Annotated in this window: 16 protein-coding genes; 4 read left to right on the forward strand and 12 right to left on the reverse strand. The window is 38.6% G+C overall.

Annotated elements, in window-relative coordinates:
* Nucleotides 1-65 precede the first annotated feature (65 nt).
* From AC2YHV_RS14760 to AC2YHV_RS14770, 3 genes are all read right to left on the reverse strand, one after another.
* Nucleotides 66-1,307: an iron-containing alcohol dehydrogenase gene (locus AC2YHV_RS14760; RefSeq protein ID WP_487373502.1), complete on the reverse strand. Its 1,242-nt coding sequence runs from the start codon at nt 1,305-1,307 to the stop codon at nt 66-68.
* A 117-nt stretch (nt 1,308-1,424) separates the two neighbouring features.
* Nucleotides 1,425-2,630: a hydroxyacid-oxoacid transhydrogenase gene (locus AC2YHV_RS14765; protein ID WP_400449475.1), complete on the reverse strand. Its 1,206-nt coding sequence runs from the start codon at nt 2,628-2,630 to the stop codon at nt 1,425-1,427.
* A gap of 18 nt (nt 2,631-2,648) precedes the next feature.
* On the reverse strand, nt 2,649-4,091 hold the full coding sequence (locus AC2YHV_RS14770; RefSeq protein ID WP_487373503.1) for an aldehyde dehydrogenase family protein: 1,443 nt from the start codon (nt 4,089-4,091) through the stop codon (nt 2,649-2,651).
* A 588-nt stretch (nt 4,092-4,679) separates the two neighbouring features.
* Between AC2YHV_RS14770 and AC2YHV_RS14775 the strand changes: the two genes are divergently transcribed.
* Together AC2YHV_RS14775 and AC2YHV_RS14780 are read left to right on the forward strand one after the other, a co-directional pair.
* Entirely contained in the window at nt 4,680-5,345 is a 666-nt protein-coding gene (locus AC2YHV_RS14775; protein ID WP_057215460.1) for a GntR family transcriptional regulator, read from the forward strand.
* A 3-nt stretch (nt 5,346-5,348) separates the two neighbouring features.
* Nucleotides 5,349-5,696, forward strand: coding sequence for a hypothetical protein (locus tag AC2YHV_RS14780; RefSeq protein WP_400449477.1), 348 nt, complete (start codon nt 5,349-5,351; stop codon nt 5,694-5,696).
* 429 nt (nt 5,697-6,125) lie between these two features.
* On the opposite strand, the gene AC2YHV_RS14785 is transcribed toward AC2YHV_RS14780, so the two are convergent.
* From AC2YHV_RS14785 to AC2YHV_RS14795, 3 genes are read right to left on the reverse strand one after another with little or no spacing between them, the layout of a single operon-like run.
* Nucleotides 6,126-7,262, reverse strand: coding sequence for a zinc-dependent alcohol dehydrogenase (locus AC2YHV_RS14785; protein ID WP_063575945.1), 1,137 nt, complete (start codon nt 7,260-7,262; stop codon nt 6,126-6,128).
* 15 nt (nt 7,263-7,277) lie between these two features.
* Nucleotides 7,278-7,640: a spore coat protein gene (locus tag AC2YHV_RS14790; RefSeq protein WP_434167130.1), complete on the reverse strand. Its 363-nt coding sequence runs from the start codon at nt 7,638-7,640 to the stop codon at nt 7,278-7,280.
* A gap of 12 nt (nt 7,641-7,652) precedes the next feature.
* Complete coding sequence (locus AC2YHV_RS14795; protein WP_061463532.1) at nt 7,653-7,868, reverse strand: hypothetical protein; 216 nt, start codon at nt 7,866-7,868, stop codon at nt 7,653-7,655.
* A 392-nt stretch (nt 7,869-8,260) separates the two neighbouring features.
* On the opposite strand from AC2YHV_RS14795, the gene AC2YHV_RS14800 reads away from it, so the two are divergent.
* Nucleotides 8,261-8,560, forward strand: a complete 300-nt coding sequence (locus AC2YHV_RS14800; protein WP_413001451.1) for a spore coat protein — start codon at nt 8,261-8,263, stop codon at nt 8,558-8,560.
* An 829-nt stretch (nt 8,561-9,389) separates the two neighbouring features.
* Here the strand turns inward: AC2YHV_RS14800 and AC2YHV_RS14805 are convergent.
* The 6 genes from AC2YHV_RS14805 to AC2YHV_RS14830 form a co-directional block, all read right to left on the reverse strand.
* The gene (locus tag AC2YHV_RS14805; RefSeq protein WP_487373504.1) at nt 9,390-11,579 is read right to left on the reverse strand and encodes a transglycosylase domain-containing protein; all 2,190 of its coding nucleotides are present in this window, start codon (nt 11,577-11,579) and stop codon (nt 9,390-9,392) included.
* A 65-nt stretch (nt 11,580-11,644) separates the two neighbouring features.
* Nucleotides 11,645-11,884 carry a hypothetical protein gene (locus AC2YHV_RS14810; protein ID WP_268936206.1) on the reverse strand — a complete coding sequence of 80 codons (240 nt, stop codon included), beginning with the start codon at nt 11,882-11,884 and terminating at the stop codon, nt 11,645-11,647.
* Nucleotides 11,885-12,612: 728 nt separating this feature from the next.
* The gene (locus AC2YHV_RS14815) at nt 12,613-13,785 is read right to left on the reverse strand and encodes an MFS transporter (protein WP_487373505.1); all 1,173 of its coding nucleotides are present in this window, start codon (nt 13,783-13,785) and stop codon (nt 12,613-12,615) included.
* A 23-nt stretch (nt 13,786-13,808) separates the two neighbouring features.
* Nucleotides 13,809-14,198, reverse strand: coding sequence for a MerR family transcriptional regulator (locus AC2YHV_RS14820; RefSeq protein WP_106028160.1), 390 nt, complete (start codon nt 14,196-14,198; stop codon nt 13,809-13,811).
* Between the two features lie 224 nt (nt 14,199-14,422).
* A complete protein-coding gene (locus AC2YHV_RS14825) occupies nt 14,423-14,722 on the reverse strand; it encodes an alpha/beta fold hydrolase (protein WP_487373506.1) in 300 nt (99 codons plus the stop codon).
* Between the two features lie 198 nt (nt 14,723-14,920).
* A complete protein-coding gene (locus tag AC2YHV_RS14830; protein ID WP_487373507.1) occupies nt 14,921-15,466 on the reverse strand; it encodes a TetR/AcrR family transcriptional regulator in 546 nt (181 codons plus the stop codon).
* A 222-nt stretch (nt 15,467-15,688) separates the two neighbouring features.
* On the opposite strand from AC2YHV_RS14830, the gene AC2YHV_RS14835 reads away from it, so the two are divergent.
* Nucleotides 15,689-16,444, forward strand: coding sequence for a carboxymuconolactone decarboxylase family protein (locus AC2YHV_RS14835; protein ID WP_487373508.1), 756 nt, complete (start codon nt 15,689-15,691; stop codon nt 16,442-16,444).
* The last annotated feature ends 9 nt before the right edge of the window (nt 16,445-16,453 follow it).

Raw genomic sequence — 16,453 nt, forward strand, 5'->3', positions numbered from 1 at the left:
CGATAAAAATCGGGAAGGGGAAACTGATTCATATCCCCTAAAATTTCAGGTGATTTTCAAAGGTTTTATACATTCACGGCCGTTTCTGAACTTTTGGCACTGCTTGTATTTCGATTACCATAATTAAAACCTTCAAAGTCCCCCTCGTAAGCCTTCTCTATAATCAGCTGGATATCCGATGCCTTCGTCAGCCTTGGATTAACGACCACGTTACCGCTTCGCATGGAATCTTCCACTAATTTCGGCAAAACGTCCAATGAAACTCCAAGCTCTTTAATGTTAAGAGGAATATTCATGCACCGATTCATTTCGATGATGGTTTCGATTGCTTTCTCGGCTGCTTGCGCATTGGATAAACCGCTTACATCCCTTCCTAAAGCTATTGCAATTTCTCTATACTGATCCTCGCATGCCGGCAGGTTGAATCTCATGACGAATGGCAATAGTGCTGCATTTGCGATACCATGCGGGATATTAAAGACTCCTCCAAATGTATGGGAAATGGCGTGTACATTCCCCAGGCGGGATTGTGAAAAGGCTGCACCAGCTAACAGGGAGGCTACAAGCATGTTTTCCCTGCTTTCCATGTCCGTTCCCACAAAGTACGATCGTGTTAAATTTTCACCGATCATCTTAATGGCCTGCATCGCGAAAGCCTTGCTGACAGGGTTGGCAGATTTGGAGGTGTAAGATTCAATAGCATGAGTCAGAGCATCCATACCAGTAGCTGCAGTAATCTCTTGAGGCAAATTTAATGTAAGGGCCGGGTCCAATATAGCTAGCTTTGGAAACAGAAGTGAACTAAGTACACCTAATTTAAAAGAAGTTTCCTTATTCGTTACCACTGTCGAATTAGTAGCTTCACTGCCAGTTCCAGCCGTAGTCGGGATTGCTATGATCGGGAGCGGAGGAATGGAAATCTTTCCAACTCCTTCATAATCCAGGATATGGCCGGGGTTAGTAGCCATTGCCGCAATGCCCTTGGCTGTGTCAATGCTGCTTCCTCCACCTACAGCCAGAACCGCCTCCATCTTTTGTTGCTTAAGATAAACTGTCCCCTGTTGGATTGTTTGAGCTGATGGATTAGGCTCTACCTCATCGTAAATCTCATAAAAAAGGTTTGCAGAAGCAAGGGATTGTTCAATGCCTTGTAAGAGACCGGCTCCTCTAACCCCTTTATCTGTTACGATCAGCACACTCGATACACCTAAATCCTTAATTAGCTCCCCTGTTTTTCCAGATATTCCGTTACCGCACTCCACCCGTGTCGGCATACTATATGTAAAAGGCATAAGAGACATTTTCATCTTCCTCTCCATTTATATTCTATTAGATGGTGAAAACCTTTCCGCCCCGGTCTGCAGATCCATCATGAATGGTTATGATGCTAACCCTTCCAGGGACACCATTCCCTTACAAGCAATCTATAAAGCTTTTCTAAGTAATTCTTCTAAACTGTGCTGGGTAGGCATTCTTGGGTTATTCCGAATAAGGCGATCGATTTGGAGGGTCTTCTCAGCAATTTCGGGAATATCCTCTTCTTTGATCCCAATCTCCGTCAGCTTTGTAGGCAGTCCAATTTCCCCAAGCAGGGTAAGCACAGCTTTTGAAGCAGCCAAAGCAGCTTCCTTATCGGAGAGGCCATCCGAGTTAACATTGAATGCCTGGGAAATCCTCACCATTTTTTCTGTTTCTACAGCTGCATTATATTCCATGACATATGGAAGCAAGAGCCCGGTCACCTCTCCATGCGGCGACTTCACAAGCCCTCCAATTGGGTAAGCCAATGCATGGGCTGCTGCTGTACCTGCATTTGAAAAGGCCATTCCAGCAAGCAGGCTGCCCATTAGCATATTGGAACGTGCCTCGAGATTACTCCCTTGCTGCACCGCAATCGGCAGGTTTTTTGCAATCAATTCAATAGCTCTGTAGGCGAGTGCATCGCTTATGGGGATTGAACCTTGGAATAAAATGTTTCCTTCTGCCTGGATATATGCAGAAGGTTTGGCTGTGTATGCCTCTATCGCATGTGACAGAGCATCAATTCCGGAACATGCTGTTACATAAGCGGGAAGCCCTAACGTTAATTCTGGATCAAGTAGAGCAACGGTTGGTCTTAAGTAATTATCCGAGATACCAACTTTCAGGTTGTTTTCCACATCGGTCAATACCGCCACTGATGTCACTTCTGAACCGGTTCCAGCCGTCGTCGGAATCGCTACAAGAGGGGCGATTGGTCCAGGAACCTGGTTTTCTCCGCCATAATAGTCCAAGGGATGTCCGCCATGGGCGACCAACAAAGCAACAATCTTCGCCATATCAATGCTGCTTCCTCCGCCAAGGCCTATTACTGCATCAATATCCATTTGAGATTTAGCAAACTCATAACAGTCTATCGCCGAATCTACCGGAGGCTCCGGTACGACCTGGTCATAGATAACTGTTTCGTAATTTGCATGTTCCAACAACGATGAAATTCTGTCTGCGATTCCTGCATTTTTGATCCCTGGGTCAGTAACGAGCAAGATGTTTTTCGCCTTTAACCTTTGCAGGATTGAATCCAATTGCCCGATCGCCCCGTTTCCAAATACGATTCTTTCGGTAGAATAAAAATCCCATGTATTTCTCATATCCCTTACCTCCAAAGTCTATAGATTGATGACGACAAGTTTTTCGTCTGTCATCTCTTGCATGGCATAATGCGGTCCTTCTTTGCCAATTCCGCTGTCCTTTACGCCGCCATACGGCATGATGTCGGCACGGTATGTAGAAACATCATTGATGATCACACCGCCAAAATGAAGTTCCTGTGTTGCCCGCATGGCTAAAGTGATATCGGATGTAAATAAACCAACTTGTAAGCCGAACTTTGTATCATTGGCCTGACGGAAAGCCTCCTCGATGCTATCGAAAGGAATGATGCTGATCACCGGTGCGAACACTTCCTGGCAGACTACCTTCATTTCCGGTTTCACATCTATTAATATAGTAGGTTCTAGAATCGAATCCCTCCTTTTCCCTCCATATAGCACTTTGGCACCTAGACGCTCAGCCTCCTGAATCCATTCTTCCGCACGCCTTGCTTCCTTCTCGGAAATCATAGGACCAATGTCCGTGGAAGAATCTGCAGGATTTCCAATCTTCAAGCCCTGTGCCACCATGACTGCCTTCTCCACAAACACATCGCAGATATCTCTATGAACGTAGATGCGCTGCACAGAGATGCAGGCTTGCCCTGCATTCACATACCCCCGCGTGACACAGAGCTCAACTGCTCTGTCTAGATCAGGGACATCCTTGTGAATGATATTTGGGGAGTTATTCCCTAATTCCAAGGTAACCTTACGAATTCCCGTACTGCTCTTAATGTGCCGTCCTACGCTGGGACTCCCTGTAAAGGTGAACATCGCAATTCGTTCATCCTCCAAAAGATATTGGCCTGTTTCCTGCCCAAACCCGTTGACCACATTCAGAAAACCTGCGGGCAATCCAGCTTCGGAAAAGATTTCTGCTATCTTACATGCAATGAGCGGCGTCATTTCAGCCGGCTTCAACACGATTGTATTTCCCGCTGCCAACGCAGGAGCCACCTTGTGGATGGTGAGATTGAACGGGAAGTTAAACGGGGTGATCGCACCGATAACTCCAACAGGAACCCGGATGGTGAAAGCCATCTTATTGTCATTTCCAGACTGCCCCAAAGGAACGCCTGTACCGGCAATCCGTTTTGCTTCTTCCGCTGATGCAATCATCGTTTGAATTCCTCTATCGATTTCCCCTCTTGCGTCCTTCAATACTTTACCGACTTCCTGAACCAGAATCATCGCCAGCTCTTCTTTTCTTTCTTTCGCGATTTCCGCTGCACGCATTAAAATCTCGTAGCGTTGATCGGAATCTAGCTTTCTCGTATTAAAGGTCTCCAAGGCATTGGTCACCGCTTCAGAAACAATTTCGCGGGATGCCCTGCCAATCCGGGCAATTTCTTCTTTGTCATATTTGTTCATAACAGCGATTGTATGTTGATCGGATATCCATTGCCCATTTATGAAATGGCCATAAAATGCATTTTTTCTACTAAGCGTTGTGCTCATTGAAGATTCCTCCTTTGGAAAATAACGATCACATTTTTTCACTTCACAGTTATTTCTGCTAATTCAATAAATTTCAATCAAGAAAACGGCAAGCGTAAAGCGCTTCCATTTTAAACGTAAGATTTTGCCTGCCCATCCATACTCTTTAATTGTTGTTTATAGAATCCTGCTCAAAAATAGTATGTAATCATTTCCGAAAATATATCACATAATATATGATTTTGTAAATATTTAAAATTAAAAAGATTCTGTTTTATTGAATAAATCCTTATAAATAAAGGCTTTATTTCTTGAAATACTATCGACAGATTAAATAATTCATATTAATTTGGACGATATTATATATAATTTTTTACAAAACTTATGAATATAATATATAATTATCAGTAATGAGGATATTTTTTGTAGCTATCCAGCAAACTATAGGTCCCCTTATAAACTCTCTATTCTTGATATCAATATGGTTTCGCCTTATCTTATTGATAGAGGCAACAAGAAGAAAGCTACATCAGTAATAATTTAAGTTGTTACATCTATTTGAAATAACACTCGTTCTCATAGAAATTTTTTTAAGTTAGGGGCATTTCAATGATAAAGGAAAAAGAACGCGGGGAGACAACGGAATATGTCTACAATTTATTAAAAGAAAAGATTTTTGAATGGGATTTATCGCCGGGACAAAAAATCAATATCAGCCATTTAACCCGGGAAATCAACATTAGCGCCATACCTCTCAGAGAAGCATTATCTCGTCTGAACTCTGAGAACTTAGTCATCTTAGAACCAAATAAGGGGTATCGGGTCAGTGACATATTAGATACTGAAAATATGGCGAAAATGTTGGAGGCCCGGATATTACTGGAGACGCATGCGGTCCGTAATATTATCCGCTTAAATAATGTAAGCGTGACGGAAGAAATGGCCGCGCTTACAGATGAAATGTTTTCCACAAACACAGGTGCTTCAAACAAAAAAATACTAGATTTTACTCATTTAGATCAACAATTTCATCATGCCATCATGAACGCTGGAGGAAACCCGTTTTTATTTGAAGCATATAAAGGCATGCACTGTCATCTTCATATAGGCCGGTTTTATCACGTCAAAGGTGAGATCGACCAAAAAGACGCACCATCGGAACATATGGAAATCATTGAGGCCATCCGGACAAGGGATGTATACAGAGCCGAGATTGCGATCTCCAGCCACATACAGGATTCCATAGATCGTTTATTGGAGAGGACAAAAAGATAATACTTGGAAGCTATTGAGGATAATCTTCTTCGGATATCAGTCATCGTAATCGCTTTGATCAAATTTCCGCAATATGCAAGTGGATTTAAACAGACATTACCACCTCAAATGCTTAAAGAAAGTGACAGAAAAACATGTGAAAGATTTATGCACCAAGAAGAAAACAAGTTAATCAAAGGGATGAAACCAAAGGCAAAAGAAAAGAAGCCTTTTGATGCTTCTCTTGTTTTGAAAGATGATGGATCGATTGGATTGGAAGTTTGCAAAAAAACACTTACTAAATCAAAAGAACAAACTAAAATCCCTATCCAATTGATAGGATTATACTATGAAAGAGCATATAACGAATGATTCGCTGAGTGAATCCACTTACTGCTATAATCTTTTCTGATTTTGTTCTCCAAAGGAAAGAAAGAGTATATGCAATAAATCCAAACGAAAAAAGTAAAAAATAACAAAAACCCTATAACTAATGGTCGTGGGTTTTCCTTAATGAAAAAACCTCTTTCAAAAAAAGATAGCAAAGAGCACCAAAAAAAAAACGATTTTCCCTTAACGTGGGCAAAATCGTCTTTTTTTCTGGTGCTTAATTTGAATAAGGTAAATGTAGCTCTCAAGACAGGGGTGTTCACTTTTCTTAAATCTTCTTCTATGCGCATTTCAACCAGAAGTAAAAAATTACTCCAAAAAGTTTAAAAAAGGGTATGATATCTTCCCATCTTACTCATAGTCCATATCCTTAGTTGTAAAATCTATTTTTCCAAATGAAAACAACCATCTTTATGGCTTAAGGACCACTTTAATACATCCATCTGTCCTTGTATCAAATACTTCATACCCATGCTTAGCTTGGTCAATTGGAAGTACATGGGTTACTACATCGCCAGGATCTACTTTCCCTTCTGATATTAGTTTATAAAGGTAGGGCATATAAGGAATAACAGGAGCCTGTCCGGTTTTTATATCCACGTTTCTTTGGAAAATATCTCCTAGAGGGAATCCATTATAACGGCCGCCATAAACGCCTGTTATTTGTATGGTTCCCGCCTTACGAACGGCTTGGGACGCAATTACAATCCCTCCCATGGCTCCCCCATGTAATTTAAGACCCGATGCAAGATATTCCATCGGAGTCATTTTGCCACTCATCCCGGAACAGTCAATAACGATATCTGCACCACCTTTAGTGATTTCTTTAAGGTATTCGCCAGTGTTTTCATATTGTGCAAAATTTACGGTTTCGACTTTATTCGTCCTTTTTGCATGCTCTAAACGATAATCGAGATGGTCGACAGCAATCACTCTTTTCGCCCCTTTAAACCAAGCGAATTTTTGAGTAAGCAGACCTACAGGACCACAGCCTAAAACGATAACCGTATCGCCAGATTTAACACCTGCGTGATCTACACTCCAGAATGCTGTGGATGCTGCATCTGCGAGCAACACCAATTTTTCATCTTCTACCTCGCAGTCTTCCGGGATTTTGAAAGGGGTAAAGTTTCCATAAGGAACACGCATATATTCAGCTTGCCCTCCCGCATACCCACCAGTTGTTTCAGAGTATCCAAAAAAACCACCCATTTCCCCATGAGGATTTGAATTATCGCACTGACTTGTAAGGTCGTGGTCGCAATACCAGCAGCTCCCGCAGCTAACGTTAAAGGGGATAATGACCCGGTCTCCCTTCTTTACCTTAGTTACCCCTGGTCCAACTTCCTCAACAACCCCCATCGGCTCATGACCAATCACATAATCTGTAGGCATATTGGGAATTAATTGATGAATCAAGTGCAAATCGGAGCCGCAAATCGCTGAAGTAGTGACTTTTACAATAATATCATCCGAATTTTTGATGTTAGGGTCTTTAACTTCTTTAACCTGTACATTTTTATTGCCCTGGTAAGTTACGGCTTTCATGATGCTTTTCCTCCTTTATTTATTCGGCGTTGCGAACATGCCGAGTCTGTCAGTATCATTCGGGAAAAGATTCATTTCAGCGATACTAACCGCCATATCGGCTGATTTCAAATCTAATTCCACCTGTTTACCTACATCGTTCGGATAAAGCCAGCCCTTCCTGATCATTAAATCGGATAACTCACCATGTAAGTCAATGGATTGCTCCATTTGCTGGTACAATGCTTTTCTCAATGCGGGATTCGCTGTTTCAGATAATGCAATACCATACGTATGAATCCCACTTTTGATCGAAAGTAGAAAATCTAGCGCGAAAGAGGAATCAGCCATTTCCGGCATATGTTCAGCACCTTGAGGATCTAAAAAATCCATTTCCATTTAAATTTCACCTCATTTTTCATAGTTTGTTCGAGCTTCTGTATAAAAACCTTTTAGCTCGTTTATAGCAGCTATAGATTGTTGTACGTCTTTTTCCATTAATGCTTTTAAGTCATTGTCAAAGCAAATGCCTTGCATTAATTTTGATCTCATTAAACCTATTGTTTTTAAATTCAAAATTTCATGCGTTTCCATGGTTTCATGAAATGCCAAGCTTTCATTTTCCATACGCTCACCTCCCTAATCCATATATAACAAAAATACCTTTCCCGGTTCATCTGTTTGTTATACGGAATATTGACCGATAGGTAGTTTATTTCCCAAAATACACGTTATATTTGCAAATGATGATGTATAAAAACTTTTGTATTACGAAAGATATTGAAGTGAATTCTCAAAGAAATGGAGTGAAAAATCATGATTAAAAATTTAGGACTGCATGAGACTTTAGAGGCGCACGAAATTTTAACTTTCAAGAGTCTTTGTCTAACAAAGTCCTCTACAATGAGCAGTTTAGTGCAGGATACAGAATTACAAAATATTCTATTAAAAGACACGAGGACCGGGACACAAGATATTCAAACACTGCAGGAAATTCTGACGAATCGAGGGGAACAGTAATGACAAATTTTTTGCAAAACATGGCAGGTATGGGTGGCATGACTGATCAGGTGATTGCAACGGACTTCTTAATATCCGCAAAATCTGGAATTAGAAATCTTGCTTTTGCCATTACAGAAACAAAAACACCTGAATTGAAAGCAGCCCTAAGAGAACAGCTTCGTGTCGCTGTAGAAAGACATGGAGAGATAAGTAACTATATGGTTTCAAAAGGTTACTATCATCCACATGATTTAAGTGAACAATTACAAGTTGATATAAATACAGCAAATACAGCCCTAAACCTTCCTCAACAATAAAGTCTACTCATGGATGTGAGAACAGACAGATCACACAGGGGTTCGGGCGAAGGGAAAAAAGCAATGAATTTCTCAACCTTGAGATACATTGCTTTTTTTTAGGGGTATATTATAGGAAGTGCTTAGCAAAACAAGCTAATAGTGGTAATGTAGAAGATTCAATCTTAGATGCTGTTGTTTTAACGAATTTTACTTCTTTCATACTAGGGTTAAATCGATTTCTTCATACCACACTCTCTGCATTTACGAATATATTTAACCGAACTTTCAAACTAAGTTTTACCGCAATTGTCATAGCGACCACTAACGTCAGGATAATCTTCGTGGTCATAAATAATTACCTTCTGGATTTTCTACAGACAAAGTAAAATCACCTTCACTATTTTATTTGATTATATAGGACAGGAATGCGGAGCAAGCCTGCCTTTGTATAATTTCTAAACTTCACCTTGCACTTAATCTTTAAACTCTATTATGCCAGCTGGCTTTATTCAGTTATTTTCTTCATCCCTAGAAGCAAACCAAATTCATCTTTTCACAATCCAGTTATCAATATACCGATACAGTAATAAATAGATAACCTTGAGCCTTGCAATCGTTTACCAATCTATATTTTGAATTTGCTTATTTGACAATCCCTTCCAGCCCTCACTGTGTGTTCAAACTAAGCTTTTTCAACTAAACTACCTCTCTAGTTCCATAAGAAAAAGGCTGCCTCAGCAACCTCCCTTATTGAAGTAAAGCACCCTATCGTTTAAGTAGAAACCTTCACATTTCTTTTGTGAATCAAAAAAAGGATGGGACCAATGCAATCCCATCCTAAAAATCTTTATTGTTGGTGTTTCTTATCCTCTTGTTGTTTATGCTTCTCTTCCTTTTGTTTGTGTTTCTTTTCCTCTTGCTGTTTATGCTTCTCTTCCTCTTGTTTATGTTTTTTATCCTCTTTATTTTCACCAATTTCAAATGGTTTATCTTTATTATTTTTTATAACTTGTGGAGCTTCTTCAGGATTTGCACCTTTAATGAACAGTTCATTATTCACCTGGTATACATCACTAGGCTGCTGGAATCTGCTTTGGTCTGTTCCAAACGCTTCCAGCATGGCCTTAAACATTTGGTGCGAGATTTTAGTTGTATTTCCATCCATATAATTACCTGGACCATTTTTAGTATATCCAGTCCAAACTGCCATAGTGTATTGCGGTGTATAACCAGCGAACCAACTATCATTTACAGAACCGGTTGGATATCCATATTGTGCTCTGGTTTTACTGTCAAAATTGGTTGTGCCAGTTTTTCCAGCCACATCTTGTCCAAGAACATTTGCAGTTTTTCCTGTACCAGATTTTACGACTGTCCGTAACATATCCGTCACCAAATAAGCTGTGTAATCATGCATAACACGTTTTGGCTTTGGAGTAAAATTAACAACTCTGCCATCAGGATAGATAACTTTACGAACAAAATGTGGTGTATTGTATTCACCGTTATTTCCAAAAGCACTATATGCCCCTGCCAACTCTAATGGATTAACCGTATTACTTCCAATCGCATATGATTCGTACACCTTATTATTATTAAAAGTAATACCCAGATTTTCTGCAAAGTTTTGTGCCTTATCCATTCCTACTTCTTGAAGGGTAAGGAGTGCTGGAATATTGTATGACCATTGAAGTGCTGTTCTAATAGACAACATTCCGTGATATTGATGATCCCAGTTAGAAATAGATTGACCATTTGAGTAGGTTATCTCATGATCATTAATTTGGTGTGCTGTAGACCATTTTGAATTTTCAATAGCAGGACCATAATCAAAGACTGGCTTGAAAGTAGATCCTGGTTGACGTTTGATATCAACCGCAAAGTTGTTGCCTCGGAACGAAGCTTTATATTGGTTTCGACCGCTTCCAATAGCTCGAACTTCTCCTGTTTTTGTATCTAAAAATACGAAGGCTCCTTGAAAATTGTCATTTGGATAAGAAATAATCGTATCGGTGTTCATTATTTTATCCGCAAAGGTCTGAGCTTTTGGATCTAGCGTCGTATAAATAGATAATCCATCCGAACTGATATCAACATTTTTCTGCTTTTTTTCAACTTCTTTTACAACAGCGGCCAAAAACGCCTCGTACGGCATTCCTTGTTGTTTCTTTTTTGGAACAAGTCCTGATGTAACTGGAACCTTCTTTGCATCCTCCAATTGCTTGTTAGTAATATACCCTTGTTTATACATAGCTTTTAAAACATTATTACGACGATTTGTTGCAGCTTTCACATGTTCCGGTTCAGTGGGATCGTAATAACTTGGACTCTGTGGGAGCCCCGCTAACATAGCGGCCTCCGGAAGCGTTAATTTATTTAGATCATCGGCATCGATTCCGTAGTAATTTTTGGCGGCAGCTGCTACACCATATGCCCCGTCTCCAAGGTAGATCTTATTTAAATACATCATTAAGATTTGATGTTTAGAATACTTTTGCTCAAGCTGATAGGACAAGCTCCATTCCTGTACCTTTCGCTTTATTGTTTTCTGAGGTGACAAAAAGGAGTTCTTGATGACTTGCTGTGTAATCGTACTTCCGCCTTGAGATCCGAAATCCCCTTTTAGGTTCTTGAAGATTGCTCTCGTAGTTCCTTTTATATCAATGCCATTGTGTTCATAAAAATGTGCATCCTCCGTGGCAAGGAAAGCATGTTCCAACATTTTTGGAACTTGAGAATACTTAATTTTCGTCCGCTTTTCTTTACCATATTCGTAAAGGAAATTCCCGTTTTTATCGTATAATTTGGTAGAAAGCGGATCGACTAGTTTTGAAGTATCTATTTTAGGTGCATCCTTAATCATTGCTGCAACCGTAAATGCCCCCATTCCAATTGAAACAACAACTAACAATAAGCACCAAAGTAAAACTTTTTTCAAGAAAGACCTTCTTTTAGGGTAGTTTTTACCTTTTTTTTGATCTTGTTTTGTTTTTTCCACTTGTTTTCGTTCCTGACGAGAACGATACGTTTCTGACATTACTCTTCTCTCCCATATTCAAGTTACTCAACAAAATTGAAGAGAACCTTTTATTTACTCACTAGTCATTGATGATCAGTATGGTATTTAAAACAATGCATTTCATGCAAAACCTGTATATAACGAATTAAGGAAGAATTTATCCTATACTCTCCTTGGTCGGTTTTAGCAATAAAGTAATTACTTCGTACTATCTTATCTAATACATCTTTAAGAACGTCTTCCTTCTTTACATCTGGCCCTTTTATTATTTTTTCTCGTTTAATATCATTATCCAAGGTATAACAAACAATAAATTTCTTCAAATTAAATCCCCCTTTCGAGAACAACTTGTGATTTGTCTTAAGTAGGGAAACACGTCTACTTATTTGAAGCGAATAGTCTTAAAATTATCCTGAAAAGAATGCTATTATCGATCAGCTTTGTCTTAAAGACGTTATACATGAAACAAATACCCCTGTTGATAAAATGATGGATGGCATTCCTACTATTTTTGAAAAATACCTTTGTGTACCAACTATAAATATTTCATGAATACCATAGATACCGCCTAAAAGGATCAAAGCGTGTATAGAAAATTTCATTCTTTTCAGTCCATTACACAGACCATTTATATTAATTCGAAAGGAACCTTAGTATTAAGGGGGCAAAAATATTTAATCCTCGATTCCCCCCTCTATATAACGACCAAATCTGCACATTGCCTCACCCTCCTCGTGTTATGGCAAAACAGTTGGGAGAATTAGTAGAGAGAATATTATAATTACTACAAAAAAACAATTAAAGCGAGGAAGTTCAACAGCCAGATATGAACATGGCTGTTTTTTTCGTAATAATAATTAATAAACTTTGTTCTAGTCATTCAAAATATCGGGTACTTAATTAATTTAATATTTACACAATTTTAGAAATACCTTTAATTTAGTTTGGTAACACCAGGCAAATATAAAAAAACGATTTTACTAACTAAGAACGAATACTTTTTTCACAAACTAACTAACCTCCGAACTTATATCAATGAAAAAAAAGCTGCCTAAATGGCAGCTCGTTCTGTTCTATCACTGAACATGTAACGACTCAGAACAATAGATGCTAAGCCCAATAGTAAGAATAATAATCCTCCTAATACTATATATTGCGTACCCATTCCTGAAATAATTAATCCACCTATTCCTGTACCTATTGTTACCCCTATATTACCACACGATAAAAACAATCCGTTTGCGAAATCAGGAGCTTCTGGAGCCGCAGAAGTAAGCCAATATTGACTAACACTCTTTGATATAGCGAATAATATCCCCCACAATAAAATGGTTATCATCATAGGTCCAATGGACTTCCCTGTTATGAATGACAATAAATGAACGATTCCTAATACGATTGGGAAAGATATGGCAGTTTTAACCGCATTTCTAGAAAGCCTTCCACCTAATAAGGCTCCAATAAGACTTGCTACCCCTAATAAAAATAACGCAAAAGTTAAAGTGTTTCCCGAGATATTCGTAATGGTTTCAAGATACTCGGTAATGAAGGTATTAATACTCGAAGTTCCTGAATTTAAAAATATCACTGTAGCAATGGCTAACCAAACAATTGGCTTTTTCAATACACTCATCTGAGCTCCATAAGAAAGTCTTTCGTTAACAGGTAAGGAGGGAACAAATATTAATGTAGCTACGAAGGCAATAATATTTACGATGGCAAAGAATAATATCGACATTTGTATGGAAGTTTGATTAGCAATAAAATTTGTGATTGGTACACCAAGTATCATGCCTGCGGATACTCCCATGATCACTTTAGATACAGCCTTTGGAGCTTCTTCCCTGCTAACAGACGTAGCAGCTACTGTCAAAGCCAATGAACAATATATTGGATGAAAAAAGGCTGGAATGACACGAGCGATTAGCAAAACAGTAAAGTTAGATGCAAACATTGAGACAATGTTACCTATAATGAAAATCCCAAGTACAAGTAGCATGACCGTCCTACGATTTATTCCTGAAAATAATAACGGCATAATAGGTCCAGATATTGCAACAACCAACGCAAAGAGGCTCACTAGCAGCCCTGCTCTAGATACACTTATATCAAATTGCTCAGCTATGGCAGGCAATATCCCAATGACACCCATCTCTGTAGTTAAAATTCCAAAAACTCCTATAGTTAATATGAGTATAATTAAATTATTATTTTGTTTATTCATATTTAGCTCCTCTCTTCATTACTTTAATCTTCTATATTTCTTTTCATCTTTTTTTCATTTACTACAACCGAACGTTCATAATTCTCAATTTTCCGCTTCAAAAGTTCCAAGGGTTTCTGAAGCTCATTAATTCTTTTAACCAACTTGTCTCTTTGTTCGATTAACAGTTCCTTTCTTGTTTGAATGGTCTCATCTCCTTGATGAACCATTTTCATGTATTCTAGCAACAACTCTATCGACATGCCTGCTTCACGAAAATATAAAATTCCTTGAATCAATTGACAGTCCTCTTCTGTGTACTCCCGTTGCCCTCTATAGTTACGGGCTATACGAGGAATTAGACCAATTCGTTCATAATAACGTAGGGTATCAAGTGAGATGCCAAATTTTTCACTTACTTCTGAGATCATCATATGTTTGTCCTCCTTTACTTACGAAACTATAACAGCTGGAGTGAACTCCATGTCAAGGGTATATTTTAATTTTCTTTTTTAATTTCTTTTCAATAATCTGCTCACTATAATCCTTAAAATGCACTCCAACACAAGTTTTATATTGATTTTTCTACTAACAAAGACTCTTAAATACTAACCAATCTTTCTTAGATAAAATCCAGTGTCATCCTGACGACCTTCTCTTAATAATCCATTGTAAGCATATGGCCTGCTCCAGGTAGAACGACTAGTTCTACAGAAGAAAAAGTAGTTGTTGTACGCTTTGAGTAGTGTAAAGGAACCATATTGTCTGCATCACCGTGGAATATTAGGACATCTCCGGTATATCTTTTCATTATTTCATAAACATCAAAATCCCAAATATATTCCACATATTTTCTGCTAAGTGTCATATTGCTGAAATTGAAAGTATCAGGTATTAGCTCCTTTTGCTTAAATCGGTTTTTAAACATATCTTGAATTACATAAGCAGGATATAACAAAATCAAACCTCTAATTTCTGAATCTCGAAATATCAGAATTCAGGGTATTGGTAACTAATTCCTTGTTCGACTAACCTGCCCCGTTAGTGCCATAAGAAAAAGCTGCCTTAAAAGACAGCTCCGATCTTAAACTAACGCACCGTTAGTTTAAGTATATCTCTTCACAATCTCGTGGTATCTGACAAAACTATCCTCTAACTATAAATTCCTATCTAACAAAAGCCCCACTTGTTCTGCCACGACTTGTGTCGGTTCTGATAATCCATTATTGAACCACACTTCTACAATCTCTACTATAGCTGCTCCAAAGAATTTAAGAATTAAATCCTTACTTAAACCTTGATTTTTCCCTTCAGTTACATCAACTTCACCCTCTAACTCTTGGATTACAAATTCTAGGAAATGACTACGGAAAGCAGGGGCTCCTTTACTCGTTAACATTGTTGAAAAGAATGAATGATTACGTTCAAAGTATTCAAACCAAATTAGATTTCCCTCGACAAAAGTCAATTCAGATGCCGACTCGCAGAGTATCCTTAGTTGGTTAATATGTTCTTCAATGAGTTTATCAAGTAGATCAAATTTATCCATGTAATGGTCATAAATCGTTCTGCGTCCGACATTTGCCCTGTCGGAAATATCTTGTATCGTAATATGATCAAAACTTTTTTCAGTCATTAGTTCAATAAAAGCATTTTTTATTGCTTCTTGAGATTTTTGTACTCTTCTATCCACCCTAGACATTGTGGTTTTCACCAAACTTTCTTAAAAATTAACGCACAATTTCAATTAACTTGTGCAATAACGTACAAATCGTAGCATTTTGATTGTTGTAGACATCCTCTTTACATTTTATATTATATACAGATGTGCGATATCGTATCAATATGCGATTTACAAACACATCAAATTTTACTAACTTGGAATAATAGAAGAGTTAATTAAATTCAAAGAGGAGGTTTAGTTATGGACCGTGTTGAAAAGAGCCAGGAAAAGTTCAAACAGCTTTTTGGTGAGGGAATAACTGCCGCACATGCTACTGATCCTGATTTTCAGGACATTCTAAACCATTTCATTTTTGGGGAAGTTTTTTATCAAGGTAACCTTGATGATAAGATGCGTGAGTTGATCACACTGGTTGTTCTTGCGACCAATCAAACATTGCCTCAGTTGAATGCGCATGTTCACGCCGCACTAAACGTTGGGCTAACATCTGTCGAAATCAAAGAGGCTGTTTACCAGTGTGCTCCATACATCGGATTCCCAAAAACGTTAAATGCTATCAATGAAGTCAATGAGGTTTTCAAAGCAAAGAATATCGCTTTGCCGATTGAAAGTCAAAAGACTGTAGATGAAGAAAATCGTTTTGATAAAGGACTTGCAGTGCAAGTAAAGATATTTGGTGATGTGATTAAAAAAATGCAGGAGAGTGCTCCGTCAAATCAAAAGCATATACAGGAATATCTATCCACTTTTTGCTTCGGAGATTTATACACCCGTGGCGGACTTGATTTGAAAACACGAGAATTGTTAACGCTCTGCATCATTACTGCATTAGGTGGTGCTGAAGGTCAAGTGAAGGCACATGTACAGGGTAACAAAAATGTGGGCAATGACAAGGAAACATTGATCGCCGCCATCACCCACGGCCTTCCATATATGGGCTTTCCGAGAACACTGAACGCATTAGCTTGCGTAAATGAAATTATTCCTGAAAATTAAGAAGGGTGT

Source organism: Peribacillus sp. SRI_006, from assembly GCF_057586375.1.

What these genes read in the sequence shown, in the direction of transcription:
- AC2YHV_RS14760 (WP_487373502.1), bottom strand. Translation starts at nt 1,307, where the DNA reads ATGAAAATGTCTCTTATGCCTTTTACATATAGTATGCCGACACGGGTG.
- AC2YHV_RS14765 (WP_400449475.1), bottom strand. Translation starts at nt 2,630, where the DNA reads ATGAGAAATACATGGGATTTTTATTCTACCGAAAGAATCGTATTTGGA.
- AC2YHV_RS14770 (WP_487373503.1), bottom strand. Translation starts at nt 4,091, where the DNA reads ATGAGCACAACGCTTAGTAGAAAAAATGCATTTTATGGCCATTTCATA.
- AC2YHV_RS14775 (WP_057215460.1), top strand. Translation starts at nt 4,680, where the DNA reads ATGATAAAGGAAAAAGAACGCGGGGAGACAACGGAATATGTCTACAAT.
- AC2YHV_RS14785 (WP_063575945.1), bottom strand. Translation starts at nt 7,262, where the DNA reads ATGAAAGCCGTAACTTACCAGGGCAATAAAAATGTACAGGTTAAAGAA.
- AC2YHV_RS14790 (WP_434167130.1), bottom strand. Translation starts at nt 7,640, where the DNA reads ATGGAAATGGATTTTTTAGATCCTCAAGGTGCTGAACATATGCCGGAA.
- AC2YHV_RS14795 (WP_061463532.1), bottom strand. Translation starts at nt 7,868, where the DNA reads ATGGAAAATGAAAGCTTGGCATTTCATGAAACCATGGAAACGCATGAA.
- AC2YHV_RS14800 (WP_413001451.1), top strand. Translation starts at nt 8,261, where the DNA reads ATGACAAATTTTTTGCAAAACATGGCAGGTATGGGTGGCATGACTGAT.
- AC2YHV_RS14805 (WP_487373504.1), bottom strand. Translation starts at nt 11,579, where the DNA reads ATGTCAGAAACGTATCGTTCTCGTCAGGAACGAAAACAAGTGGAAAAA.
- AC2YHV_RS14815 (WP_487373505.1), bottom strand. Translation starts at nt 13,785, where the DNA reads ATGAATAAACAAAATAATAATTTAATTATACTCATATTAACTATAGGA.
- AC2YHV_RS14820 (WP_106028160.1), bottom strand. Translation starts at nt 14,198, where the DNA reads ATGATGATCTCAGAAGTAAGTGAAAAATTTGGCATCTCACTTGATACC.
- AC2YHV_RS14830 (WP_487373507.1), bottom strand. Translation starts at nt 15,466, where the DNA reads ATGTCTAGGGTGGATAGAAGAGTACAAAAATCTCAAGAAGCAATAAAA.
- AC2YHV_RS14835 (WP_487373508.1), top strand. Translation starts at nt 15,689, where the DNA reads ATGGACCGTGTTGAAAAGAGCCAGGAAAAGTTCAAACAGCTTTTTGGT.